The sequence below is a fragment of the Pseudomonas sp. RL genome (assembly GCF_000647775.1).
Lineage (GTDB): Bacteria > Pseudomonadota > Gammaproteobacteria > Pseudomonadales > Pseudomonadaceae > Serpens > Serpens flexibilis.
In genome coordinates this window covers 37,461-62,982 of the sequence record NZ_JBOY01000053.1, presented here as the reverse complement: position 1 = coordinate 62,982, position 25,522 = coordinate 37,461, and the positions used below count along the sequence as shown (strand labels likewise).

The 25,522-nt window shown below is 63.0% G+C and carries 25 protein-coding genes; 5 read left to right on the top strand and 20 right to left on the bottom strand.

Features of this window, described 5'->3' with window-relative positions:
* Window position 1 precedes the first annotated feature (1 nt).
* From AS93_RS0109700 to AS93_RS20605, 12 genes are all read right to left on the bottom strand, one after another.
* Complete coding sequence (locus tag AS93_RS0109700) at window positions 2-1,687, bottom strand: tetratricopeptide repeat-containing protein (RefSeq protein ID WP_027590430.1); 1,686 nt, start codon at window positions 1,685-1,687, stop codon at window positions 2-4.
* Between the two features lie 11 nt (window positions 1,688-1,698).
* The gene (locus AS93_RS0109695; RefSeq protein WP_155956138.1) at window positions 1,699-2,577 is read right to left on the bottom strand and encodes a hypothetical protein; all 879 of its coding nucleotides are present in this window, start codon (window positions 2,575-2,577) and stop codon (window positions 1,699-1,701) included.
* Between the two features lie 57 nt (window positions 2,578-2,634).
* Complete coding sequence (locus AS93_RS0109690) at window positions 2,635-4,989, bottom strand: DUF4062 domain-containing protein (RefSeq protein WP_027590428.1); 2,355 nt, start codon at window positions 4,987-4,989, stop codon at window positions 2,635-2,637.
* A gap of 317 nt (window positions 4,990-5,306) precedes the next feature.
* Window positions 5,307-5,894, bottom strand: coding sequence for a class I SAM-dependent methyltransferase (locus AS93_RS0109680; protein WP_027590427.1), 588 nt, complete (start codon window positions 5,892-5,894; stop codon window positions 5,307-5,309).
* Window positions 5,895-6,015: 121 nt separating this feature from the next.
* Window positions 6,016-6,552 (bottom strand): DUF4256 domain-containing protein, encoded by a 537-nt coding sequence (locus tag AS93_RS0109675; protein ID WP_051587427.1) that lies wholly within the window; start codon window positions 6,550-6,552, stop codon window positions 6,016-6,018.
* 2 nt (window positions 6,553-6,554) lie between these two features.
* Window positions 6,555-6,869 carry a hypothetical protein gene (locus AS93_RS19110; protein WP_037008865.1) on the bottom strand — a complete coding sequence of 105 codons (315 nt, stop codon included), beginning with the start codon at window positions 6,867-6,869 and terminating at the stop codon, window positions 6,555-6,557.
* A gap of 253 nt (window positions 6,870-7,122) precedes the next feature.
* Window positions 7,123-7,542, bottom strand: a complete 420-nt coding sequence (locus AS93_RS20620) for a hypothetical protein (RefSeq protein ID WP_155956137.1) — start codon at window positions 7,540-7,542, stop codon at window positions 7,123-7,125.
* Between the two features lie 109 nt (window positions 7,543-7,651).
* Window positions 7,652-8,041, bottom strand: coding sequence for a DUF6228 family protein (locus AS93_RS20615; protein WP_155956136.1), 390 nt, complete (start codon window positions 8,039-8,041; stop codon window positions 7,652-7,654).
* A gap of 115 nt (window positions 8,042-8,156) precedes the next feature.
* Window positions 8,157-8,657: a hypothetical protein gene (locus tag AS93_RS0109665; RefSeq protein WP_155956135.1), complete on the bottom strand. Its 501-nt coding sequence runs from the start codon at window positions 8,655-8,657 to the stop codon at window positions 8,157-8,159.
* A 66-nt stretch (window positions 8,658-8,723) separates the two neighbouring features.
* Window positions 8,724-9,320 (bottom strand): hypothetical protein, encoded by a 597-nt coding sequence (locus AS93_RS0109660; protein ID WP_027590424.1) that lies wholly within the window; start codon window positions 9,318-9,320, stop codon window positions 8,724-8,726.
* A gap of 420 nt (window positions 9,321-9,740) precedes the next feature.
* Window positions 9,741-10,265, bottom strand: a complete 525-nt coding sequence (locus AS93_RS20610; protein ID WP_155956134.1) for a hypothetical protein — start codon at window positions 10,263-10,265, stop codon at window positions 9,741-9,743.
* An 11-nt stretch (window positions 10,266-10,276) separates the two neighbouring features.
* A complete protein-coding gene (locus AS93_RS20605) occupies window positions 10,277-11,302 on the bottom strand; it encodes a hypothetical protein (protein WP_155956133.1) in 1,026 nt (341 codons plus the stop codon).
* A 249-nt stretch (window positions 11,303-11,551) separates the two neighbouring features.
* Here AS93_RS20605 and AS93_RS0109655 point away from each other — a divergent pair, with 249 nt between their 5' ends.
* The gene (locus tag AS93_RS0109655) at window positions 11,552-12,517 is read left to right on the top strand and encodes an integron integrase (protein ID WP_027590423.1); all 966 of its coding nucleotides are present in this window, start codon (window positions 11,552-11,554) and stop codon (window positions 12,515-12,517) included.
* 215 nt (window positions 12,518-12,732) lie between these two features.
* Here the strand turns inward: AS93_RS0109655 and hda are convergent, their stop codons facing one another.
* A complete protein-coding gene (gene hda, locus AS93_RS0109650) occupies window positions 12,733-13,437 on the bottom strand; it encodes a DnaA regulatory inactivator Hda (protein ID WP_027590422.1) in 705 nt (234 codons plus the stop codon).
* A gap of 118 nt (window positions 13,438-13,555) precedes the next feature.
* On the bottom strand, window positions 13,556-14,584 hold the full coding sequence (locus tag AS93_RS0109645) for a DUF2066 domain-containing protein (RefSeq protein ID WP_027590421.1): 1,029 nt from the start codon (window positions 14,582-14,584) through the stop codon (window positions 13,556-13,558).
* 194 nt (window positions 14,585-14,778) lie between these two features.
* On the opposite strand from AS93_RS0109645, the gene purM reads away from it, so the two are divergent.
* From purM to AS93_RS0109630, 3 genes are read left to right on the top strand one after another with little or no spacing between them, the layout of a single operon-like run.
* Window positions 14,779-15,837 carry a phosphoribosylformylglycinamidine cyclo-ligase gene (purM, locus tag AS93_RS0109640; protein WP_027590420.1) on the top strand — a complete coding sequence of 353 codons (1,059 nt, stop codon included), beginning with the start codon at window positions 14,779-14,781 and terminating at the stop codon, window positions 15,835-15,837.
* Window positions 15,837-16,487, top strand: a complete 651-nt coding sequence (gene purN / locus AS93_RS0109635) for a phosphoribosylglycinamide formyltransferase (RefSeq protein ID WP_027590419.1) — start codon at window positions 15,837-15,839, stop codon at window positions 16,485-16,487. Before purM ends, purN begins: the two co-directional genes overlap by 1 nt.
* A 47-nt stretch (window positions 16,488-16,534) precedes the next feature.
* Window positions 16,535-17,245 carry a DUF3108 domain-containing protein gene (locus tag AS93_RS0109630; RefSeq protein ID WP_027590418.1) on the top strand — a complete coding sequence of 237 codons (711 nt, stop codon included), beginning with the start codon at window positions 16,535-16,537 and terminating at the stop codon, window positions 17,243-17,245.
* A 180-nt stretch (window positions 17,246-17,425) separates the two neighbouring features.
* Here the strand turns inward: AS93_RS0109630 and AS93_RS0109625 are convergent, their stop codons facing one another.
* The 6 genes from AS93_RS0109625 to argP form a co-directional block, all read right to left on the bottom strand.
* Window positions 17,426-17,968: a DUF2058 domain-containing protein gene (locus AS93_RS0109625; RefSeq protein ID WP_027590417.1), complete on the bottom strand. Its 543-nt coding sequence runs from the start codon at window positions 17,966-17,968 to the stop codon at window positions 17,426-17,428.
* Between the two features lie 38 nt (window positions 17,969-18,006).
* Window positions 18,007-18,837: a nucleoside triphosphate pyrophosphohydrolase gene (gene mazG / locus AS93_RS0109620; protein ID WP_027590416.1), complete on the bottom strand. Its 831-nt coding sequence runs from the start codon at window positions 18,835-18,837 to the stop codon at window positions 18,007-18,009.
* Between the two features lie 17 nt (window positions 18,838-18,854).
* On the bottom strand, window positions 18,855-21,107 hold the full coding sequence (gene relA, locus AS93_RS0109615) for a GTP diphosphokinase (RefSeq protein ID WP_027590415.1): 2,253 nt from the start codon (window positions 21,105-21,107) through the stop codon (window positions 18,855-18,857).
* A gap of 91 nt (window positions 21,108-21,198) precedes the next feature.
* Complete coding sequence (gene rlmD, locus AS93_RS0109610) at window positions 21,199-22,557, bottom strand: 23S rRNA (uracil(1939)-C(5))-methyltransferase RlmD (protein WP_027590414.1); 1,359 nt, start codon at window positions 22,555-22,557, stop codon at window positions 21,199-21,201.
* Window positions 22,558-22,596: 39 nt separating this feature from the next.
* Window positions 22,597-23,499, bottom strand: a complete 903-nt coding sequence (gene cysM, locus AS93_RS0109605) for a cysteine synthase CysM (RefSeq protein WP_027590413.1) — start codon at window positions 23,497-23,499, stop codon at window positions 22,597-22,599.
* A 301-nt stretch (window positions 23,500-23,800) separates the two neighbouring features.
* Window positions 23,801-24,697 carry an HTH-type transcriptional regulator ArgP gene (gene argP / locus AS93_RS0109600; protein WP_027590412.1) on the bottom strand — a complete coding sequence of 299 codons (897 nt, stop codon included), beginning with the start codon at window positions 24,695-24,697 and terminating at the stop codon, window positions 23,801-23,803.
* Between the two features lie 116 nt (window positions 24,698-24,813).
* On the opposite strand from argP, the gene AS93_RS0109595 reads away from it, so the two are divergent.
* A complete protein-coding gene (locus AS93_RS0109595) occupies window positions 24,814-25,446 on the top strand; it encodes a trimeric intracellular cation channel family protein (protein ID WP_037008862.1) in 633 nt (210 codons plus the stop codon).
* Window positions 25,447-25,522 lie beyond the last annotated feature (76 nt).

The following is a 25,522-nucleotide window of genomic DNA, read 5'->3' as shown; positions in this document are numbered from 1 at the left end:
ATCAGCGCTCATGTCGGCGATGCAGCGCCATTTGCTCAATGAACACCTCAACCGGCGCACCCTGCTCGCCACCCCTGGCCAGCGCATGGCGTTCCCACTCCTGCGCGCCTTCAAGATCGCCACTCAGCCAGAGGGCTTCCGTCATGGTGGACAGGCTATAGAAATCCCAGTTCAGGTAATCGCTGTCGTCTTCCGGCCAATGGCGCGCCTGCTGAGTGACTACCTGGATCACCTGCCGGGCGATATCCCGAGCCTCCACCGCATTGCCGCTCCAACTCTGGCAGGCCGCCGCGTTGATGCCCACATAGGGCGCCTGACTGGAGCGCCAGGCGCGCATGTAGAGGTCGGTCGCCTTGTGCAGGTGCAGGGCGTTACCCCGCTGCAGCCAGACCCGTTTATACGCGCCGGCCAGGATGCCCGGCAGCTCGCTGTCGAATGGTTGAATCTTCAGGTTGCCAAGCAGCTCGATTGCACGCTCGGGATGGCCCCGGCGGCTTTGCAACAGAGCCTTCAGTTCCAGCGTGCGGCGATTGCGCGATTCCAGGCGCTCCGCAACGCGAATCAGCTTTTCCGCATCGCCCCACAATCGCAGATCGATGGCCTTCTCGATCACCACGTTGGCCAGCATGGGAGCCAGCTTCAGGCCGGCGTGCAGCTCCGGGAGGATGTCTCGCATGTCTCTTTCCGTCGAGGCATGCAGCAGGCGCTGGATCAGCGGATCGTAGGGCGTGGCCGGCAGGTCCAGATCGGCATCTGCCAGCCGCATGCCGCCGCTGAAGCGGCTCGCGTACCAGCGCACCACCAGGCGGGCGAAAGCCAGCGCGACCCAGTGCTCTTCTCCGCCCAGCGAGCGCTGCACATGCCGCACGTCGTTGCCGGCCCGGCGCAAGGCGTGCGCCGCAATCCGCGTGGGTTCATCCAGGCGACGCGCACCCGCCAGCGCCTCGATGCAGGCATGGATTTCCTGCGTCCTGATGCCCAGCCCCAGGCGCTTGCTGGCCGTGCGAAAGACGCCCTCCAGCAGCCGGGCGGCATGGAACACCGCTGCCTCCCGCAATTTCAACCCGGCGGCTCGCCATGCCCGCTGCACTTCCTCGCCGAGTAGGTACGAAGCGATGCGCTCGTCATCAAGACGCGCCGGCTGCGCCCCGGTATCGTCCAGCACACCCTCGGGCAGTTTCAGTATCCGGGTTCGACCGCCGGCCGCCATCCAGGCCGCCACATCCCCCGCCGTTCCCTGCACGCCGGGGCAGCCATCCCACAGGGCCAGTTGGAGCACTCCGGCACCTCGCCCCAGAGCATCCTCTCGGGCCGCGCGCATGGCCCGCTCGCTGGTCAGGCGAAACGCTGTCTCGCCGGATTCGGCCAAGGGCAGCAGGCGCATCTCCGGCAGCCGTTGCAGTACGCGCCGGTAGCGAGCGACCTCCTCCTCGCCACCCATGCGCACGGAGAGCGCTTCGAAACGCTCGATGCCATAGGGCACGAACGCCACCACCTCGATCCCCCGCAGCAGCGCCTGCTCCACCACCAGCAGATCCGCGCCGCAGGCCAGGGAGCCATACGCGCGACCCACCCCGTGTTTGACGAGGAAATCCGCCACCCGCTGTTCCAGCTGAGTGCGCGGCAGTTGCCAGCGCGGGTCATCTCGTCCCCGCAGCAGATGCCCGGTGTAGTGAAGAAAGATCATGGCGTATCGCCTTACGCTATTTTCAGCCCCAGCCGATTCGCGATTTCCGCCCAGTGGACATCCCGGTCGGTCAGCAATTGATAGGCAAGCTCCGCCAGTTCGACTAGCCGGGAAGGCTCGTCGGCGGACACCCGCTCCAGTTCCTCGGCGACCTGCGACAGCCGGGAGGCCATGGATAGATGGTCCTCGGCCAGATCCTCAAGTTTCAGAAAGCCGTTGATGCCATGTATGGCGCCGATGAGGGCGGGCACGAATACGGTGAGCAACAGCATCCAACTGGCATGCCAGAACAGGTGGGCAACCGCCGCCCCCAGCGCCAGTACGAACCCGATCCAGCCCAGCCGATCGCCCATCCGCTCCACGGCCGCGTACTGCCACGCCTTCCTGCGGTTGTAGCCGATCTGACAATGCTCGGTACCCGTGCCCAGGTGCGTGCGAATCAACGCCTTCAACTCACCGGCCTCGCGCTGCCGGTCGGCCTCTGGCGCTTGCTCGGCGAGCAACGTCCTCAGATGCTGGATTCGCTCGGCCAGCATCTGGTAACGCAGGGATTCCGCCTGCCGACGCGCCATGATCCAGCGCTTGCGCAGGCCGGTGCGGGCGCCATACACCACCAGGGCCAGCATGATCGCCATGCTCAGCACCTTGAGGATGCCGAGCACCAGTTCGAGGCGACCCGCCAGCCCCAGCGCAGGCGGCGCCACGGCGGAAAAGATGATCAGAATGCTGAGCAGCCCGACGGAAACCCCGATGCCCCGATAGCGATTCCCCAGACGGGAAGCCAGGGCGTCCGCCGCCTCGAAGGCCTGCTCCGAAACGGGCGGCGTGTGGGCGTGCCCACGACCCTCGGCGTGACCGCCCTGGCCGAACGGGCGATCCAGCGCCGCCATGAGTTTCAGATACCGCGAATAAAAAAAGGACAACATGCGCACTCATTCCACATCGAATCAGCCACGGCGATAGGCAGCCTGCCGCGACAGCAGCACTTCACGCTCATTCATTTCCTGCACACGGAACAGGTGCCAGTCACGGCCGTTGTCGCCGGACATCGCGTCCAGACCCAACAAGCCATCGACCACCCGTATCGCGCGGCCCTGCTCGGTGGTGCCGCGCGACAGCGTCTCGCGCTGGACGCGGATCAGTCCGCCAGGTTGCGCCCCCACGAGCGTCTTGAACGGCACCAGCGTCGCCCGCTGGCTCAGCGCACGGCGCTCGAACAGGCGTAGCGCCGTGCTGGCGGAGTTGGCGGCCCGGGCGGCGTTCTCCTCCAACTCGCGCAGTCGCGCGCAAAGCTGCTGATCGTCCTGCTCGGCCCGGCTTTCCGCCTGGACGATCCCGTCCAGCCGGGCAAGCAGGGCTGCGCGGTGTCTGCGCAACTGGAACATCTTGATCAGCAGCAACATACCCGCCAGGCCCACCCAGCCCCAGGGTTGGCCCACGGCGAGCGCCGCCAGCCCGCAGACCAGCACGACAAGCCCGACGCCACCCAGAATGAAAGGCCCCAGCGGCCCATTCGCGTCGATCTCGGCCTGGCACAGCGCCCGCCGTTCGCGCGCGCTGTTGAGTTCCGCCATCGCCTGGCCACGCGCCTCGCGCAGCAGCTGTCCCGGGGTTCTTTCCGGAATCTGCACATGCACCGGCACGTGATCGAACAGCCAGGGCGCGTCCGTAGTGACCTGGACATCATCCTCAAGCGCACGGTAGAGGCGGATCGGGCCGCGCCTCCAGACAAAGGGAAGCGCCTTGCTGGAATTGTTGAATCGGAAGGTGAAAACCACGTCTTCCGGATAAATGGCATCACCTATGCGCTTGTGCCAGCAAATGATGTGGATCGCATCCGGCTCGCGATTGAAGCGAAACGCCTCTGCGGAAATGGGCAAGTGCCCCAGATCGGCATCGCCCAACGCCTGCTCTGCGGCCGCCTTGGTCGCCAGGGCCTCGCACACCCGGCGATGCTGCTCGCGGATTTCCCGGCGCCCCTCCTCGACCAGGCGCGGCAGGGAAAACTCGTCCAGCGCGGCGAATTGAACCCGTTCGCCATACAGGCCGGCCATTTCCCGGCTGCTCTCGCGCAATTTCTCGACCGTGCCGCGCAACCGCGCCTTGAGTTCGCCGACCAGCGCGTTGATGCGCCCGCGAATGCTGCGAAACGCTGGATCGCCGTAAACCTCCTTGAGGCTTCCGGAGTGGGAGCGGTAGGCGGTGCGGATGGACTCAACGGCCTGCTCGATCAGCCCCGACGCCACCTGCTGGCGCGCCAGTTCGACATGGGCGCGCGCGAACCAGGGCGCCTCCTCCACGGCCTGGGTCGCGTAACGGAGCCCTTCCTCGCGCCGGTCGGCGCCAAGCGCGGCCCGGGCCGCCAGCATGTAGGCCGCCGCCGCGCGCACCCTCAGGTCATCGTGGGCGGCGATGCGCGCCGCGCGATCAGCCAGCTCCTCGGCTTCCGCCAGTTTGTCCTTGCGCCCCAGCGAGATATACAACTGCGCCAGCCAGTAGTTGGAACGCATATCCAACGGCTTGAAGTCGACTGCGCGGCGCAAATGGGTAACCGCCACCCCGTAATCCCGCAGCTCGATGGCCCGCGAAGCCTCCTGGAGTTGCTCCCGGGCGGCGACGGCGGCGGGCTGCAACAGGGCCGCCATCGGATTCCCGGCATATTCGTCCGCATCCTCCAGATCGACACCGCGCAACTGCGCGTCCCGCCGCTCGAGCACGGTCACTTCGGAGTCGTCTAGGGCATCCTCGGAAACCGCCTCGAACAGCTCCGCCTGCACCCGATCATCGATATCGACGCTCAAGGCGCCGAAGCGCATCTCGTAGAGGGCCGCCAGTAGCTGATCGAAGATGCGGTCGGCCTTTTCCTCGGCCGACAACTCCGGCGGCAGATAGCCCAGCGTATGGCGCGCTTCCAGTTGTCCCTGCCAGGCGGCAAAGGTGGGGTCCTCGCTGTGGAGAATGCGCCCTTCCCGGTAGGATTCGCCAATCATGAACACGAGCACGCGCGTACTGGCGCCCTCACGGGTGGCCTCCTCGTACTCCAGGTGCGTAAAGGACTTCTCGAAGCCCGGCGCCAGCGAACCATAGGTGTCGCCCACCAGCAGGATCATGAACTCCGAGCGGCGCACGAAGCCCAGGCACTTTTCCAGCGGAGGTCGATGGCTGACGCTGCCATCGTTGAGATCCACGGGGGCGAAATCCACCACCGGATAATCGGCGATCTTGCGCCTGAGGTGATCACGCAGTTCAGCGAATTCCTGGAAGCGGGACGCAATGAATACCGCCGTTTTCAGCAAAGCCATTCCGATCAACTCACTGTCGACTACATCGGTACCAGCCCGGAAGCTGGCGGACCGGGGAAGCATAAGGCCATGTGCCACTGCCGCCAAGGCAGTGGCACGTCGCCAGGGCCGTCATTCCCAGGACGCCCGAAACAACCCAGCATGGCCTGTCCCCTGCAGCCGCCTCATGGCCTTTTCACTCGGCGTCGCCTACTCAGGAGGCCAGCCCCTCGCCGCTCACCCAGGCTGTCGGCGGGGGCACCGATTCGCCCGTGATGCTGGCCGAGACGATGCTGCCGTCGACCGGCAGCTGCTCGCCATTGCGGGGCAACATTGCATTAATCCTTCACCGCGATGGCTTGCACCACCGCGCCCAGGCCGGTGTGGTAGCTGCCTTCCACCACCTCGCGCTCGACTTCGGCCAGATGGGTGAAGGTCAGTCCGCGCAGATCCTCGATCAGCGACGCGCGGGTGGTCTTGGTTTCCGGCGACGGGCCGCCCCCGGTGCCATAACGGAGCTGCTCGGGCGTGTAGGCTTCCAGCAGGAACACGCCGCCAGGCTTGAGCCCGGCCACCACCTTGCGATGCAGCGCCGCACGCGGGCCGGCCGGCAGCGGGCAGAAGATGGAGACGATGCCGTCCCAGCAGTTCTCGCCGATCTCGTAGTCGAGCAGGTCGGCATGCACCAGCTCGATCTCGACGCCGTGCTCCCGGGCGAGCTTCTCGGCCTTGCGCAGGCCGACCGCCGAGCCATCCACCGCAGTCACGGCATAGCCCTGACGCGCCAGGAACACCGCGTTGCGTCCCTCGCCCTCGGCCAGGCTGAGCACCCGACCCTTGGGCAGCGCATGAAAGTGCTCGGCCAGAAACTGATTGGGCTCCGTGCCATAGGCGTATTCCTCGGCGGCGTAGCGTTCATCCCACATGACGTTCTCCAACAGCGGTTGCAATGCTGCGCAGGCAACCATTCCAGCGGGGTCGGGGTCAACCGGAACATGGCGCCCTCAGGCGAAGCGGATTCCAACCAGAAGTACCGGCACGAACGGCTCAAACCCGCAGCACAGCGCGAAAGCCCCGAGCGGCGTAATACGACTGCGCGCCATTGTGGTAGACAAAGGTCCGGCCGTAGCGGCGGTCTGCGAAGAGCGCCCCGCCGAGCGCACGCACCTCCGCCGGCGTCGCTATCCAGCTGGAGGTTTTCAGATCGAACTCGCCGAGTTCCTGGAGCGCCCGGTATTGCGCTTCGGTCAGCAGGCTGACGCCCATGGCAGAGGCCATTTCAAGCGCGCTGCCCTGCGGCTTGTTGGCCTTGCGAGCGTCAAGGGCGGCCTGGTCGTAACAGAGGCTGCGGCGGCCAGGCGGGCTTTCAGCGCAGCAGTCGCAAAAGAGAATCTGACCGGCATCGCCATCGCGCCCGATCACATCCGGCTCGCCACCCGTCTCCTCCATGGCGCGCAGGGCAGCAAGCGCCTCCGGGGCCCGTTCCAGCCTCGCCTGAACCTCGGACCAGCCGATGGCCGCGTGGCGCTGCGGGTGCTTGTCGAAACGGGCTTTGAGAATCTGGAGCAGGGAGGCATCGTTCATGGCTATCGGCCCGGCCGGGGGTTCAGCAGCGCTTGCGCCTCTTCACTGAACCGAGCCAGCTCATGCGGCTCAAGTAAGTCGCGCACCTTAAGCTCGACCAGTTTGAAGAACAGGTTCGAGCGCCGGGGATCGTCGAAACAGACCGCGACATCCTCGTTTCTTTCATTGATCAGGTAAAAAACCTTGAGAAACCGCTCATGTGCCGACAGCGTCTCGTCAGCCATCGCCTGAACACACTCTTGAAGAGCTCGCTCACACAGTCGGTTGAGCAGGGTGGGTTTCAGCGTTTGGAACAGCTTCCAGTCAGATTCCTTCATCGTCGTGCTTTGTCGATAGTCAAACGGTAGTGGGTGGGACAGTGGTAATGGTGAGACAGTGGCACAAGGGGCTTTTCACAGGAATCCAGCTCAACGGTGCCCGAGGCGTCATTCCTGCGCCCCCTGCGATTGGTATGCGAGGGTATCCGTGGGTGAAGTGGCTGGTAGCAGGTTTTTCTACAGCCTCAACGTTTGGTTAAGGGGCGTGCTTTAGCCCGTCCCAGTGAGCGAAGCGAACGGTTTGAACCAGTTGTTAGCCGGTGATGGAAGATAGCTTTTCGCATAAATATGCGTCTTCTCTTTCTATGAACTCTTCAGGGCTTTCATTGCAAGAGTATGCCTCGAAAATATGGTTAATGACTTTCTTTGCCTGTGCCACAGTAAGATGCCTTGTGTTAATTAACTCAAGAAGGGCTTCGGAAATTTCGTTAAGACTGAAGCAATACTCTGCAGCTGCAATGCTTAGTTCTGCATGGGCTATCTCATAGCTTATTTCTGAGCTTGTGTGCTGGGTCAAATATGCAAGTGGCTTTTCTAAAATCTCAAAAGGATAAATTTCTTGATATCTTTCGCAGTACTCTATTAGAAGCCGCCTGACTTGCTCGCCATCTAAATCACGAGAGCCGCCGTCTAATAGAGTATTAAGTTTTGTATTGGCTATCCAATTCTTCATGGCGGATACAAGCCTAAGCTAACGCTTAGGTTAAAGGGCAGGCAAGCGCGCAGCGTTTGACTGTCCCAGTGAGCGAAGCGAACGACTTGAACCACTAGTTAGAAGCCATTCACCCTTGGAAAAATGCCTTAACATTTTTTGAGGCGTCTTCCATCAGTCCACTTTCTAAATTCAAGGTTACTTGAGCATCCCAAGGTTCTGCTCCTTCGTACTGGGAGATTTTTAGCTTAATCACTATGTGGCCTTTCTGGTCTGATGTGCATGTAATTGAGAACTCTTGCTCAATTGATGCCCATTCTATTTCGCCGCTCCAACCTTTCCACTCTTTGGCCATGTACGCAAATAGATCAACTAATAAGTCGCAGTCGGTGTAGCCCCAGACACGCCTAGAAAGGAAGATATCATTACGTTTGTATGCCACAGTAAAATAGTCGCCCTCGATGTTTGATAGCACTAGCTGTGCGACTGTATCTGCTGATTTGATGACGACTTCATTCATTGCTATGGCTTCTAACACCTAAGTTAAGCCGAGACGCGTAGTGGAGCCAACCACATGGCAAGCTTTATCTGCCATGTGGTTAGTGGAACGAAGCGGCTTCGGCTTGAACGCATTGTTAGGGGTCATGCTCGAGATACTTTCCGTACTCTTTCATGGCCCTCTCCATGGTTGCTTCGGTGTAGCCGTAACTCTGCATTACTGGCCACACGAACGCCTCAAGCAACTCATCCGTAGCTTGGAAGAATGCACGATGTCCCTCAAGCTCGTCGATGCGCTTTTGGTAGTTCTTGAGGTAGATGTCGTCTGCGGCCTCCCGAAAGAAATGGTGGGCTACGTGAGCCCGACGGTCTTTGCTCTCTTGTAGCGCATCTTCCAAGTCTTTCGGAACGGTTGTGACAGACTTGAGTGTGCGAATCAGATTGCCGAGCGTCTTCTCGAACTGGTCCTCATAGAAAGCGTCGAACTGCTCAGGGCTGTATTTAGCGGAAGTTCTCGGGATGAGGTCGAGAAACAGAAGCGCGTTGGCAATTCCGTGCTCAAGAACTTGGGCAAAGTACATTGCCGCGCCGTAATGAGCGCACAGCTCCTTAAACGACTCGCCGTGATCTGCCTCCATGACCCCTAACGCGGATGTTAACCGGCGCGCACTGCGCAGCAGTGCGCGTCCGCGTTGAACTACTTGTTAGGCATATTCGTAATCAACGACCAAACCTTTACCAATTGCGGCGGCCATAAAATCACGAACCATGGCCATCTCTTCTGGCGTAATCAGCTTTAGAACCCGGAAAGTAAATGCCATTTCAAGATTCGCGGTCTTTGTATCAATCTTGGGGTTGAGCGGCCAAGGAAGCGGAATGCGAATTTCTTCCGATTTGCAAGCAACAGAAACTTCAAACCTAGCATTGGTGGACGAATACTTGAAGTAATAGTCGAGAATCTGCTTCTGAACCCACTGAGCCATTTGCTCGTTCTTCTCGTCCCCTTTTTCCTTCGCCGCCTTCATTAGCTCTTCGAAGTACAGACTGATCTTCTCAATTTTCTCAACATTCGAATCACGGCCGGTGAGCGATGTTGACCAACTTGAGTTGCCCCACTGGCTGATCACGCGGGGGATTGCTTCTAAGATTACAAACCCCTTATCCGCTTCATACACCGATTGTCCGGTACGGTAGTCGTTGCCACCGGCGTAGATGTGAATGTGTGCACCTTCTCGATGCTGCTCTGTACCAATTTCGACCGAAATGCTTGATTGCTCGGTCTTCAGTGTCAGTCTCGCCATTTTGCTCTCCTTGTCTCATGGGATGGCTGCACAATGAAGGCGGGCAGCCTTACGCCTCCAGCTACTTGTTAGAACGGTGGCCGGTCCCGCCACACGCGAACGAAGCCACCGCCCTTCTTGTTCTTATTGCCAGCCTCGCTAAGCGCACCGCGACGTGATGAGCACAGGCGCACCCAACGAAGCTATTGCCCAGAAAGATTAGCAGCCGCGGAAGCGATTGCCGCAATTGCGGATGAGCATGACCTCGACAGCACCTGATGCGGCCGCGCCTCGAACGAAGCTACCGGCCGGACAAAGCTCTCCGGCGACGAGGTAGGAAACTGTGCCGAACCCTCAGGGCTCCGCGGCATTCCGATGAAAACGAACAGGACCGGACACGTCTAACGCCGCATTCAGCGGCTTGTCCGCTGCAATGCTTTGTTAGTGCTTTTTTCTGCCTGGTTTCATTCTTTCAAGCATTTCTTCCCGAGATTTTATATCATCGAGATCATCCTTTATTGTGTCCCCCGGAACGAGAGTCAATATGATTGACCAAAACTGGAGAAGAGTAAGGAATGCAATTGCTCCAAAACTTACCGCGCGGAAAATCTCTTTATGGGGATGAAGATAGGTGATTTGTTTCGCTAAAGGCACAGCAAATGACACACCAATTACGACCATCAAAATAACGGTCGAATAAATCATGGGGCGGAAAAGTCTATTTATTTGGTCAATCTCATTTGCTTTTTCTTTGTATGGCTTCTGGCCAAAAGCCTGTGATAGTTTTCCTGGATACAACAAAGCAATCCATGCCCCCATCACTGCAAAGATAATAGCTGATGTGCTTCTTAATCCATCATAAATTGGCATTTGCTCATTGAAAGAAATTTTCCCACCAAAGAACACAGAAGATATGATGATACACGCTGCTGCAACAACAAATAGTAGCCTAATATTCTTGTTCATTCCGGCTCCTTCTATTTGAGCAGACCTAGAATTAAGTCCCTTTTTTCAGTGAGTTGTTCCAAGATACTTTTAGCATCTACGATCTCTTCATCAATTCTCTTTACATCCAACTCAAATTGATCTCTCGCTAGAGAATTGCTCAGCCATCGAGGAACCTGCTCTCCCTTAAGTGTAAACCCGATATCGTCCCATTTAGAGTCATGGCTTTTCTCCCACTCGGCAATCATTTCCTCAAGCTCAGGCTCTGATGGCGTAAATGAGAATTCATAAGAAAAATTTACTTCTGAGTTAAGGTTCCTCTGTTTCTTAAGACCAAGATTAAGCAAAGCCTTTTGCCACAACTCTTGACTCTCAGCTATCTTTGGCGACAGCCTGTTATGCCTCGTTATTTTCCTGATCTGGTTTTTCTGTTCAAGAATATAATCGATCTGTCCAGGCTTTCTGACTATTGATGTTTTAAATTGCGCATGAAGATTTAGAGGTTCGTCGCCATCTTTTTCCGAGTAACCGGCGACATTAAAATCAGCTTCGCCGTCATCAGCGAGAACAACATAATCAGAAAACTTAGAGATGAACTCCTTGAAATACTTGTCGAGATTTTTCTTGCCATTCAGTCTATGCTGGAACCGTATTGTCGCAAACACATTTTTTGATGGTATAAACCAAAAGTAAGTTGCATAACCAGGTATGCTACCCTTTGGAAGCTTCGTAAACTCAACTTTAGCGCTGCCGACTTTGGATTTTGCTTGAACTGCCGCCACTTTTCCTTCATAAGAAGGCGTTTCATTCCAAGTTGTCAGAAGAAAATCACCTGTCACGCCATTTGCAACTAAGTCATAGCAGAAAGTCCGATCCACGTCTTCACTTTCTTCTATTGCATATGTGCAGGTTTCATCTAAAGGCTTATCATTTTTCTTTACCCAAACTTTAAGTTGAGTTAAAAACTCGAGCACCCCTCCGAGCCTAGGATCGTCTGCCCCGTACTCATATAGTCCGCACTTCTCTATCTTATAAAAAGTGACTTTAGCTTCTTCCATTTCTCAGCCCTTGATTATGATTAACTCGGTGCACCAAAAAGCACTAACAGTGATTAGATGGAATCCATGCTAACGAATAACAGTGGATTCGGTATAACTCCACATTCGATCCTCCCGCAAAAGGACGATCCCCTTTTAAATCAATCAGTTGCCTTCGCTCTTCCCCACTACCCCGTATTCGCTTGACTGCCGTCTAACCCTCGCCTAAACCACTGTACAGACATACAGCCATAACCATCTGGAGCCGACATGGACAGCCCTGCTCCCCAACCCCGTCTTCGCGATCAGTTCGAGGCGGTGATGCGCCTGCACCACTACAGCATTCGCACGGAGCGCACCTACTGGTACTGGATTCGTTATTTCATCCGTTTCCACCGCATGCGCCATCCGTGCGAGATGGGCACGCTGGAGGTCAATGCCTTTCTCAGCTGGCTGGCCACGCACCGTCAGGTGGCGGCGGCGACGCAGAACCTGGCGCTGAATGCGCTGGTGTTCCTGTATGCAAAGGTGCTGCTGCAGCCGCTCGGTGAGATTGGCGAGGTGGTGCGCGTCAAACGGCCTGCGCGGCTTCCTCCGGTGCTGACCCATGCGGAGGCCACGGAAATCATCGGTCTGCTGGTCCAGCCACATCGCCTGCTGGCCTCCTTGATGTACGGCGCCGGGCTTCGCGTGGTGGAGGCCACGCGCCTGCGCATCAAGGATGTGGATTTTGATCGGCAGATCATCACCGTTCGCGACGGCAAGGGGGCCAAGGACCGCACAACCTTGCTCCCGGCCTCGCTGATCGAACCGCTTGCGGAGCGCAAGCAGCGGATGTTGAAGGCGTGGCAGCGTGGCGATCTCTTCTATCAGGCGGGCGTCAGCCTGCCCTTTGCCCTGGCGCGAAAGTATCCCGGCGCGCCGCGCGCGTTCGAATGGCAGTGGTTCTTTCCGTCCGCAAACCTGTGCCAGGACGCGACCGGCACGACCGTGCGGCACCATATCCATGAATCCTCGGTGCAGAAGGCCGTGAAGCTGGCGGTGCGCCGTTCCTCGGTACGCAAACCGGCCAGTTGCCACACCTTCCGCCATACCTTCGCGACCGAGCTGCTGTTGCGCGGCAGCGATATCCGTACGGTGCAGACCCTGCTGGGCCACGCCGATGTGCGCACCACGCAGATCTACACCCATGTGCTGGGGCAGGGTTTTGCCGGAGTGCGCAGTCCGCTGGGCTGAGTGGGCAGGCACGCTACCGCCCTCCCCTGACAATGGAGATTCCGTTCTCGTGGGCAGGCGCAGATGCGCCGATTTGTTGGGCAGCATAAGGCGATGTGCCAGTAGAGCCAAGGACTGGAGTGATGGCTTGTGGCTGGGTGGGCGCCGAGGCTAGAGCTCGCGAACGAGTTCGCTCCCACAGGGAGGGAAGGAGGGAGCTGGGGCTTAGGGGCTGTTTACCAGCCGAGGGTTTCCTTGAGGAACGGGATGGTCAGCTTGCGCTGGGCCTGCAGGGAGGCCTGGTCGAGTTGTTCGAGGAGGTCGAACAGGGCGCTCATGCTGCGCGCGCCACGGGTAAGGATGAAGCGGCCGACCTCGTCGGTGAGGTGCAGGCCGCGGCGCGAGGCGCGCAGTTGCAGGGCGCGCAGCTTGTCTTCGTCGGAGAGTTCCTGCAGCTGGAACACCAGCGACAGGGACAGGCGCGACTGCAGGTCGGGCAGCTGGATGCCCAGTTCGCGCGGCGAGGCACTGGCGGCCAGCAGCAGGCGTCGGCCAGCGTCGCGCAGGCGGTTGAACAGGTGGAACAGGGCTTCTTCCCAGTCGGCCCGGCCGGCGATGGCGTCCAGGTCGTCGAGGCAGACCAGTTCGTACTGTTCAAGGTTGTCCAGCAGTTCCGGGCCCAGCGTCACCACTTCGCCCAGCGGCAGGTAGAGGGCCGGTTCGCCATGCTGCTCGAAGCGCAGGCAGGCGGCCTGCAGCAGGTGGCTGCGCCCGACACCGTCGTTACCCCACAGGTAGATGAGGCTCTCCGCCCAACCGGCGTCGGCGTCGCACAGACGCTCGACATAGCCGAGGGCCGCCGCATTCGCGCCGGGGTAGTAGTTGGCGAAGGTGGCGTCATCTCGCAGACGCACACCCAGGGGAAGCTGGACTGGTTTCATGCAGGCCGCTGCAGCAAGGCACTCGGTCGAAAAAACGCGGCCAGTGTATCGCTGCGGCGACGGCCCACACAATGCGCGGGCAGATCAAAGAAAATCAAATACTTAGCCGGAGCCGGCCCTATTGGAAGTAGAGGGCGTTGTCGCTATACGCCTGGGCCAGTGCAGCGCCAGGCTGTGCCGGATCGCTGGCCAGGCGTACCGGCGGCGGCACTTCGCGCAGGCGCAGCAGAGCGAGCTGGGCACGCAACTGGTCGGGGCTGGCCTGCAGGCGGTAGGTCAGGCGCGCGCCCTCGACCTTGCGCAGGCGCGGATGGAAGGGTTCGAGCAGGCGTTCCAGCTCCGCATAGCGCAGCAGATCGGCGTGATCGACCACCAGGGTCACCGCCGCGCCCGCCTCGGGACGCACCACGAAACGCGGCGCCAGGGTCTGCTGGACGGCGAGCATCACCGCATCGCTGAGCGCGGCCAGGCTGTTGCCGGTGGCCTCGCCCTGCAGCAGGTCCTTGCCCATCCACACCTGCCAGTGGCCCTGCCAGTTCCCCCGGGCCGGCTTGGCCTGCACGGCCAGCAGGGCGTCCACGCCGTAGCGCACGGATACCTTGCGCAGCTCCTGGGCGTCGCGGGCCATCAGGACATTGGGGGTGATCAGCATCTGTTCGGTCAGGTCGGCCAGCGGCAGGCGCAGCGGCAGGCCACGGTGCTGGGCGGCCTTCTGCAACAGGGAGGCGCTGTCCTGGGCATCACCGACCAGTTGCGCACCGTCGGGGGTTTCGGTCATCCACCAGACCAGCAGCTCGGGACGATCCGCCCCCCACAGCGACAGGCCGGCCTCGCGCAGCGCCGCGCCGGTCGTGGCGGGATCGAAGTCCACCACCAGGGTATTGCCGTCGTACACATAGCGGCTGACCAGGCGCTGGGGCGCTTCGCGCAGCGCCAGCAGTTCCGGGCGCAGGCTGGCTTCCGGGTCGCCGGTCAGGCGCAGCACCAGGGTGTCCAGGGCTTGTTGCAGGACCAGCAAGCGCTCGGCGGCATGCTGGCTGCCCACGGTTTCGCGCACCTGGTAGAGGCCGGGAACCGGCGCGGCAAGTGCGTTCAGACTCAGCAGGGACAGGCTGCACAGGGCAAGCAGACGGGCGATGACACGCATGTGGGGTTCCCCGAGAAGGCCAGTGGCCATGAGCTGGAAAAGTTCCATACCTTAAACAGCCGCTCGACCAGCGGCAACCGCGACGGCACAGGATAGTCGCTGCCCGGCAAGCCTGCTAAAATCGCGCGCCTTCCCGGACCGCCCCCGATGGCCGGTCGCCTCCCCCGCACTCTCCCCCAGAAGGCCCGGATTTTATGAGCAAGCAACCCTCCATTAGCTACAAGGACGCCGGTGTCGACATCGACGCAGGCGAAGCGCTGGTCGAACGCATCAAGGGCGTGGCCAAACGCACCGCTCGTCCTGAAGTGATGGGCGGCCTGGGTGGCTTCGGCGCCCTGTGCGAAATCCCGGCCGGCTACAAACAGCCGGTACTGGTGTCCGGCACCGACGGCGTGGGCACCAAGCTGCGCCTGGCCCTGAACCTGAGCAGGCACGACAGCATCGGCCAGGACCTGGTCGCCATGTGCGTCAACGACCTGGTGGTGTGCGGCGCCGAGCCGCTGTTCTTCCTCGACTACTACGCCACCGGCAAGCTCAACGTGGACGTGGCCGCCACCGTGGTCACCGGCATCGGCGCCGGTTGCGAACTGGCCGGCTGCTCGCTGGTCGGCGGTGAAACCGCCGAGATGCCCGGCATGTACGAGGGCGAGGACTACGACCTGGCCGGCTTCTGCGTCGGCGTGGTGGAGAAGTCCGAGATCATCGACGGTTCCAAGGTGCAGGCCGGCGACGCGCTGATCGCCCTGCCCTCCTCCGGCCCGCACTCCAACGGTTACTCGCTGATCCGCAAGATCATCGAGGTGGCCGGTGCCGACATCGAACAGATCCAGCTGGACGGCAAGCCGCTGGCCGACCTGCTGATGGCCCCGACCCGCATCTATGTGAAGCCGCTGCTCAAGCTGATCAAGGACACCGGCGCGGTGAAGGCCATGGCGCACATCACCGGCGGCGGCCTGCTGGAAAACATCCCGCGCGTGCTGCCGGAAGGCACCCAGGCGGTCATCGACGTGGCCAGCTGGACCCGTCCGGTGGTGTTCGACTGGCTGCAGCAGCAGGGCAACGTGGACGAGGTGGAAATGCACCGCGTGCTGAACTGCGGCGTGGGCATGGTGATCTGCGTGGCCCAGGACCAGGTCGATGCCGCCCTGGCCAACCTGAAGGCCAGCGGTGAACAGCCCTTCGTGATCGGCCGTATCGACAGCGCCGCCGAGAACGCCCCGCGCGTCGTCCTGAACAACCTGAAGCAGCACTGATGAGCACACCCTGCAATGTCGTGGTGCTGATTTCCGGCAGCGGCAGCAACCTGCAGGCGCTGATCGACGACCTGGCCGCCGGGGATACCCCGGCGCGCATCCGCGCGGTGATTTCCAACCGCGCGGATGCCTACGGCCTGGTGCGCGCCGCCAACGCCGGCATTCCCACCCAGGTGCTGGACCACAAGGCCTTCGCCAGCCGCGAGGCCTTCGACGCCGCCCTGCAGGAAGCCATCGACGCCTACACCCCCGACCTGGTGGTGCTGGCCGGCTTCATGCGCATCCTCACCCCCGCGTTCGTGCGCCATTACCATGGCCGCATGTTCAACATCCATCCCTCGCTGCTGCCCAAGTACAAGGGACTGGACACCCACAGGCGGGCGCTGGACGCCGGCGATGCCGAGCATGGCTGCAGCGTGCATTTCGTCACCGAGGAACTCGACGGCGGTGCGCTGGTCGTACAGGCCTCTACCGCGGTGTTGCCGGGCGACACGCCGGAAAGCCTGGCACAGCGGGTCCATGGCCTGGAACACCGCATCTATCCGCTCGCTGTGCGCTGGTTCGCGGAAGGTCGCTTGCGACTGGAAGGCGATGGGGCAATGCTGGATGGCGAGTCATTGCTCCCGACCGGCAGGCTGATCCGCTCCTGAGGTGCGTTCCGGCCGATGGCGGCCGGAACCTATCCTGGGAGATGCCGATGGTTCGCACCCTGCTGTTGTTCGTCACCCTGCTTGTGCCGCCTGCGCAGGCCTTCGAGCTGCAACCCTTCTCCGCCAGCTATACCGCCGATTTCAAGAACGCGCCGTTCGCCGGCACCGCCGAACGCAGCCTGGCCCAGCTGCGCGATGGCAGCTGGGAACTGCGCTTCGAGGCCGCCATGCTGGTGGCGCGCCTTACCGAACGCAGCCGTTTCCGTATCGAACAGGGCGCCCTGGTGCCGGTGAGCTACCAGTATTCACGCAACGGCCTGGGCTCCTCGCGGACGGTAGAGCAGGACTTCGACTGGAGCACCCGGCAGATCCTCGGCCTGCGCAAGAGCAAGGCCTACCGCGTACCCCTGCATCGCGGCCTGCTGGATCGCTCGACCTATCAACTGGCCCTGCAGCAGGACGTAGCACGCGGCAAGACCAGCATGACCTATCAGGTGCTGGACGAGACCGAGGTGGAAACCTACGACTTCCGCGTGCTCGGCGAGGAGAACGTGCGCACCCGCGCCGGGCTGATCCGCGCGCTGAAGGTGGAGCGCGTGCGCGACCCGGGCCAGAGCCGCCGGCAGACCACCCTCTGGTTCGCGCCGAGCTGGAACTACCTGCTGGTGCGCCTGCACCAGCGGGAGAACGACGGCAAGGAGTACCAGATCATGCTGAAGAGCGGCGAGGTGAACGGCGAGGCGGTGAAGGGGCGGTGAGCGCTGGTTGGTTGGCGCGCCGTGCCGGCGCGATGGGGGACAAAAACAACGTTGTCCACCCTACGCCCCACGTACCCACGTACCCACGTACCCACGTACCCACGTACCCACGTACCCACGTAGGGTGGATCGCGCTCTACCGATCCACCAAGCGCGCCCCTGGGCGCGCCGTGCCGCGCGTTACCACATCAGGTCGTCGGGCACCTGGTAGGCGGCGTACGGATCGTCCGGATCCACGTCCTGGCTCTTGGGTTCGTTGAGCAGGATGATGCGCTGCGGGTCGCGCTCCTTGATCTTCAGCGCCGCGTCGCGGGGAATCAGTTCGTAGCTGCCTTCGTAACGCACGATCGCCAGCGAACCGCGGGACAGCTTGTCACGCAGGGCGTCGTTGACCGCCAGGCGCTTGACCTTCTTGCCATCGACGAAGTTGTAGTAGTCCTCGGTCTTCAGCTTGGGCAGGCGGCTGGTTTCGATCAGTTGCTTGATCTGCGCGGTGCGCGCCTTCTGCTCGGCTTTCTGTTGCTGCTGACGGTTCAGCTCCTGGTCGCGCGCCTGCTTTTCGGCGTACGCCTGCAGGGCGGCCTGACGCTGCGAATCGTCCTTCTCCACCTGGCCCTTTTTCTCCAGGCGTTCCTGTTTCTGCTTCTGCTTGACGGCCTGCTTGGCCTGCTTTTCGTTGACCAGCCCGGCCTTGAGCAGCTGGTCGCGAAGGGAAAGACTCATGATTCGACTCGTCGTTGATCGGTTCGTGAAAGGGGCGACTAACCGCAGGAAGCATCCTTCTCGGCCTTCTTGGCCTCGCCCCAGAGCGCATCCAGCTCGGCGAGGGGGCAATTCTCGATGGGCCGGCCGGCTTCCCGCAAGGCCTGCTCGATAAAACGGAAGCGCCGCTCGAACTTCTGGTTCGCGGCACGCAGGGCATCCTCGGGGTTCACGTCCAGATGGCGGGCCAGGTTGACCACGGTGAACAGCAGGTCGCCCAACTCTTCCTTCAGTGCCGCTTCGTCACCGGTACTCATGGCTTCCAGCAGCTCGTCCTGCTCCTCGCGCAGCTTGTCGAGGATCGGCAGCGCTTCCGGCCAGTCGAAGCCAACCCGCGCGGCGCGCTTCTGCAGCTTGGCGGCGCGGCTCAGCGCCGGCAGCACGGTCGGCACATCGTCCAGCAGCGACAGCTGTTCCGGCGCGGCGGCCTTCTCGGCGCGCTCCTCGGCCTTGATCTGCTCCCAGCGTTCCTTGATGGCCACCTCGTCGAGGCGCGGCAGGTCCGGCGAACCGTACAGGTCGCCATCCGGAAACACATGGGGGTGACGGCGCACCAGCTTGCGGGTGATGGCATCCACCACCTCGGCAAAGCCGAAGCGCCCTTCCTCGCCGGCCAGCTGGCAGTAGTAGACCACCTGGAACAAGAGGTCGCCCAGCTCGCCCGGCAGGTGCGCGAAGTCACCGCGCTCGATGGCGTCGGCCACTTCGTAGGCTTCCTCCAGGGTGTGCGGCACGATGCTGCGAAAGTCCTGCTGCAGGTCCCACGGACAGCCGCGCTGCGGATCGCGCAGGCGGGCCATCAGGTGCAGCAGGTCGTCGAGCTGGTACATGGGCTATTCCTCGGCGGTCACGACGCCCGCTGGCGCTTCGCCTCGATGACGTTGGGCAGGCGCGACAAGCGCGCCAGCAGCCGGCCGAGGGCATCCAGGCCGGGAATCTCGATGGTCAGCGACATCAGCGCGGTGTTGTCTTCCTTGTTGCTGAGGGTGTTGACCGCCAGCACGTTGATCTTTTCGTTGAGCAGCAGCTGCGACACGTCGCGCAGCAGGCCGGAACGGTCGTAGGCGCGGATGACGATCTCCGCCGGGTAGGTCTTGACCGGCACCGGTCCCCAGCTGACCTGAATGATGCGCTCCGGTTCGCGACCTTCCAGCTGCAGCACCGAAGGGCAGTCCTGGCGGTGGATGCTCACACCACGACCCTGGGTGATGTAGCCGACGATCGGGTCGCCTGGCAGCGGCTGGCAGCAGCCGGCCATCTGGGTGAGCAGGTTGCCGACGCCCTGGATCTGGATGTCGCCACGTCCGCCGGGGCGAACCACCTGGCTGGGCGCGCGGCGCGGAATCAGCTCCAGCTGGTCGTAGTCGCGCTCCGGCTCGACCAGCTGCTGGGCCTGGTTGACCAGGTGCGCCAGGCGCAGGTCGCCGGCGCCGAGGGCGGCGAACATGTCCTCCACCGACTTGAGGTTGGTGCGCTCGACCAGCTTGTCGTAGTCCACCGAGGCCAGGTCCAGGCGCGCCAGCTCGCGTTCCAGCAGCGTCTTGCCGGCGATCACGTTCTGCTCGCGGGCCTGCTGCTTGAACCAGTGGATGATCTTGGCGCGCGCCCGCGACGTGGTGATGTAGCCCAGGTTGGGGTTCAGCCAGTCACGGCTGGGCGCCCCGCCCTGCTTGGTGGTGATGATCTCCACCTGCTCACCGGTCTGCAGGCTGTAGTTGAGCGGCACGATGCGCCCGTTGACCTTGGCGCCCCGGCAGTTGTGGCCGATCTCGGTGTGCACCCGGTAGGCGAAGTCCAGCGGCGTGGCGCCCTTGGGCAGGTCGACGGCGTGGCCGTCCGGGGTGAACACGTAGACACGGTCCGGCTCGAAGTCCACGCGCAACTGCTCGGCCAGGCCGCCGATGTCGCCCAGCTCCTCGTGCCATTCCAGCACCTGACGCAGCCAGGAGATCTTCTCCTCGTAATGGCTGGAGGTGGCCTTGACGTCGGTGCCCTTGTAGCGCCAGTGGGCGCACACGCCCAGCTCGGCTTCCTCGTGCATGGCGTGGGTACGGATCTGCACCTCCAGCACCTTGCCTTCCGGGCCGATCACCGCGGTGTGCAGCGAGCGGTAGCCGTTCTCCTTGGGGTTGGCGATGTAGTCGTCGAACTCCTTGGGAATGTGCCGCCACAGGGTGTGCACGATACCCAGCGCGGTGTAGCAGTCGTGGATTTCCGGCACCAGCACGCGCACCGCGCGCACGTCGTAGATCTGGCTGAACTGCAGGCCTTTCTTCTGCATCTTCCGCCAGATGGAATAGATGTGTTTCACCCGCCCGCTGATGTCGGCCTTGATGCCGGTGGCGTTCAGGCGCTCGCGCAGCTGGTCCATGACGCGGGCGATGTACTGTTCGCGGTCCAGGCGCCGCTCGTGCAGCAGCGAGGCGATCTGCTTGTACTGCTCGGGCTCCAGGTAGCGGAAGGACAGGTCTTCCAGCTCCCACTTGATGTGGCCGATGCCCAGGCGGTGGGCCAGCGGCGCATAGATGTCGAACACCTCGCGGGCCACGCGGTGGCGCTTTTCCTCGTCGGCGTTCTTCACCGCGCGGATGGCGCAGGTGCGCTCGGCCAGCTTGATCAGCGCCACGCGCACGTCGTCGACCATGGCCACCAGCATCTTGCGCAGGTTCTCCACCTGCACCTGGCTGTTGAACACCGTGGTATCGCGCGGGTTCACGCTGGCGCTGATGGCCGCCATGCGCAGCACGCCTTCGATCAGCTTGGCCACCACCGGGCCGAAGCGCTCGGAGACCTTCTCCAGCGGCACCTGCCCTTCCCGGACGGCGCGGTAGATCACCGCGGCGACCAGCGAATCCTGGTCGAGCTTGAGGTCGGCGAGGATCTCGGCAATCTCCAGGCCGGTGCGAAAGCTCGACGCGTTCTCGGCCCAGCGGTGCTGACCTTCCTTGGCCTGCAGCTCGGCCTCGCGGGCAAACTCGCACGCCGCGCGCAGCCCTTCGCGGTCCACCGCCGGGTCGAGCGTCGCCATGTGCTCGAGCCAGGCGTCGAGGTTGACGCTCCCGTCGGTGTTGATCGGCTGCTGTGCCCTGACCTGTACCATTTCTGCTTCCCCTGTGGCATGCCACGCATGCCGGCAACTACATCACGCCGCCCTCTCGCGGGGTCGGTCGATCAACGCATGACAGCCCGGCTCAGGCCGGGTCGCGCACAAACAAGGCCATGGCTTCGACATGCGCCGTCTGCGGGAACATGTCGAGCATGCCGGCTCGCCTGAGCCGATAGCCCCTGGTCGCCAATTCGGCTGCATCCCGGGCCAGTGTGGCCGGATTGCAGGAAACATAGAGCACGCGGCGCGCACCCAGGGTTTCCAGCTGACGGACCATCTCCAGCGCGCCATCGCGAGGCGGATCGAGCAACACGGCGGGAAAACCACCGCGCGCCCAGCGCGCCTCGGCCAACGGCTGGGCCAGGTCGGCCTGGTGAAACTGCACGTTGTGCAGGCCGTTGGCGGCGGCATTGTCGCGCGCCCGCTCGACCATGCCTGCTATACCTTCGACGCCCACCACCTCGCCTGCCCGGCGCGCCAGCGGCAGGGCGAAATTGCCCAGCCCGCAGAACAGATCCAGTACCCGCTCATCGCTGCCCGGCGCCAGCCAGTCCAGCGCCTGGGCGATCATCGCCTCGTTCACCGGGGCGTTGACCTGCACGAAATCCCCCGGCCGGTAGGCCAGGGCCAGTTGCCAGTCCGGCAGTGCATAGCCCAGCGCCGCGCCTTCGCTGGCCGGCTGCGGCTCGCCCGCGCCGTGCAGCCACAGCTGCGCGTCATGGTTGTCGCAGAAGCTTTGCAGGCGCGCGAGATCAGTAGCATCCAGCGGCGCAGTATGGCGCACCAGCACGGCCTGCGCGGTGCCGCTGAACAGCTCGACATGGCCCAGGGCCTGCGGCCGGGACAGGCTGCCCAGCAATTCCGGCAGTGCACGCAGAATCGGTTGCAAGGGCTGTACCAGCACCGGGCAGTCGCCGATGGCGACGATGGCCTGGCTGGCGGCGGCGCGGAAACCCACCTCCAGGCGCCGGGCCTTGGCATCCCAGCGCACGGCGATGCGCGCGCGGCGCCGGTAGCCGAATTCGGGACCGCTCAACGGCGCCGCCCATTCCTCGGGCTGCAGGCCGGCGATGCGCTGCAATTGCTCTTCGAGGGTGCGCGCCTTCAGTGCCAGCTGCGCCTCATGGGGCAGGTGCTGCAGGGTGCAGCCGCCACACTGGCCGGCATGGGGACAGGGCGGCGTGCGGCGCTCCGGCGCGGCGTCAAGGATGCGCTCGGCGCGTGCTTCGACGACCTGGCTGCGCGCGGCCAGCACCCGCGCCTCGACCCGCTCGCCGGGCAGCGCGCCGGCGACGAACCAGCTGCGCCCGTCGACAAAGCCGATGCCACGGCCATCGTGGGCCAGACGTTCGATCTGCAACTGTTGTTTCTTGCCCGTGGGCAGCGACGCCGAACGGGTGCCGTTACCGGTCTGGAAACGCAGACTCGGTGCACGTTTGGCCATGTGTGTGATTCCTGGGGGAAGCGGATGCAACCCGGCGATTCAGCGCGCCGGGTCGAAGACTCCGGTGGACAGGTAGCGATCGCCACGGTCGCAGATGATCGCCACGATCACCGCGTTCTCGACCTCGCAGCTCAGGCGCAGCGCCGCCGCTACCGCGCCGCCGGAGGACACGCCGCAGAAGATGCCCTCTTCGCGGGCCAGACGGCGCATGGTGTCCTCGGCTTCGGCCTGGGACATGTCGACGACGCGATCCACGCGGCTGGCATCGAACACCTTGGGCAGGTACTCCTGCGGCCAGCGGCGGATGCCGGGAATCGCCGAGCCTTCCATGGGTTGCAGACCGACGATCTGCACGGCCGGGTTCTGCTCCTTGAGATAGCGCGACACGCCCATGATGGTGCCGGTGGTGCCCATGGAACTGACGAAATGCGTCACCGTGCCGCCGGTCTGCCGCCAGATCTCCGGGCCGGTGGTCTGGTAATGCGCCTCGGGATTGTCATCGTTGGCGAACTGGTCGAGCACCTTGCCCTTGCCCTGGGCCTGCATGGCCAGCGCCAGGTCGCGGGCGCCTTCCATGCCTTGCTCCTTGCTGACCAGGATCAGCTCGGCGCCATAGGCGGTCATCGCCGCCTTGCGCTCGGCGCTGGAGTTGTCCGGCATGATCAGGATCATCCGGTAGCCCTTGATCGCCGCGGCCATGGCCAGGGCGATGCCGGTGTTGCCGGAGGTGGCTTCGATCAGGGTATCGCCGGGACGGATATCGCCGCGCAGCTCCGCCCGCGTGATCATCGACAGCGCCGGTCGATCCTTCACCGAACCGGCCGGGTTGTTGCCTTCGAGCTTGACCAGCAGGGTGTTGCTGGTATCGCCGGGCATGCGCTGCAGGCGCACCAGGGGCGTGTTGCCAATGCATTCGGCGATGGTGGGATAGCGCTGGGACATGACTTCGCGATCGCAGGGTCAGGAAAAAGGGCGCCTATGATAGCCGCAAACCGCTCTGGCCTATATCGCAGAACGATCACAGGTTATAGCGCCAAGGCATAACCCGGCGGCGCTTGCGTGGATGGCACGCGGGCACCAACAGTCCCATCCCGCTTCCGTGGGAGCGGACCCGTCCGCGAGCTTTTCGGCGGGCTGACGCCACACGCTCGCGAATGAACTCGCTCCCACGGCACCTAGGACGGTCACGGCAACGCCTTGGCCGCCGGACGCGGCATCGGCGCAATCCGCAGCGCCGGCCGCCCTACGTCACGGGCATCAGCAGGCGCGGCGCGGCCTCGACGATCTGCCGCGACAGGTGCTCCATGCGCGGCGATTGCACCTTCCAGGTGTGCCAGTACAGCGCCACATCGCGCGGCGCGTCCGGAGTCAGGTCGAGCACCTCGCCGCCGGCCAGCGCGTCGCGGATCAGCAGCTCCGGCACCATGCCGTAGCCCAGGCCGTAGCGGATGGCCTGGTAGTGCGGCTCGGCCCCCGGCACGTAATGGGTCGGATAGGCGCCCGGCGGCAGGCCGAAACGCTCCAGCAGGAAGGCGGACTGCAGGCGGTCCTTGCGGGTGTAGGCGACAACCGGCGCGCGGCGTGCGGCGGCGCGCGTCAGGCCGTGGGGGAAGAAGCGCTGGCGGAACGGTTCGCTGGCCACCAGCCGGTAGCGCATGATGCCCAGCGGCGCCGCCGTGCAGCCTCGCATCGGCTTGGGCTCGGTGCTGATGCAGCCGATGGCCAGACCGCTTTCCAGCAGGCTGTAGGTGTAGTCCTGGTCCTCGACGGTCAGGTCCAGCAGCACCCGCTCGCGGATCAGCACCTCGGCCAGCGCCGGGAAGAACCAGGTGCCCAGGCTGTCGGCATTCAGCGCCGCGACCACCACCAGCGGCGCGTCGCTCTGCTCGGCCAGCTCGGCCAGCAGGTCTGCCTCCAGCAGCTGGGCGCGGCGCAGGTACTGCAACAGGCGCTGGCCCAGCTCGGTGGGCCGGCACGGCCGGCTGCGCACCACCAGCGGCGTGCCCAGGGTGCTTTCCAGGGCGCGCACCCGCTGGGAAATGGCCGGCGAGGTGAGGTGCAGGCGCGCCGCCGCCTGCTCGAAGCTGCCGCATTCGATCACGGCCCGGAAAGCCTGCGTTTGTCTAGGGTCCAACTGCATGACAGCGCCCGGATTAAGAAAATGTTTGTATACCCTAAAAAACCTTAGCCATGTTCATTTTCCCGGCGGCCCACGGATAATCGCGCCCCTCACATCCGCGTGCTCCGGAGCCTGTCGTGACCCTCACCCTGCTGTACGTCATCTACCTGATCGCCATCACCGCCGAAGCCATGTCCGGGGCCATCATGGGCATGCGGCGCGGCATGGATCTGTTCGGCATCAGCCTGCTGGGCACGGTCACCGCCTTGGGTGGCGGCACCGCCCGCGACGTACTGCTCGGTCACTACCCAGTGGGCTGGATCGCGCACCCCGAGTACCTGTCCTTCACCATCGGCGCGGCCATCGTCACAGCCTTCATCGCCCGCCAGATGCACCATCTGCGCAAGCTGTTCCTGATTGTCGACGGCCTGGGCCTGGTGGCCTTCACCGTGATCGGCTGCGACGTCGCCATGGGCATGGAGGCGCACCCCTCCATCGTGGTGCTGGCCGGCGTGATCACCGGCATCTTCGGCGGTCTGCTGCGCGACATCCTGTGCAACGAGGTGCCCATGGTGCTGCGCCGCGAGCTGTACGCCACCGTGGCCCTGTTCACCGGCGTGCTCTACGTGTCCCTCCTGTGGCTGGGCATCGACATCCAGATTGCCTCGCTGGCGGCGCTGGTGTCGGGTTTCCTGCTGCGCATGCTGGCCATCCGCTTCGGCTGGCGCCTGCCGCAGTACGATTCCGAGAACATTCGCGGACTGGATTGATCGGTATCACACCCTCCGACTGCCCGATGAGCGGTCGTCTCGCTACACTCACGCCATCGGTCAACCAGGGGACTCC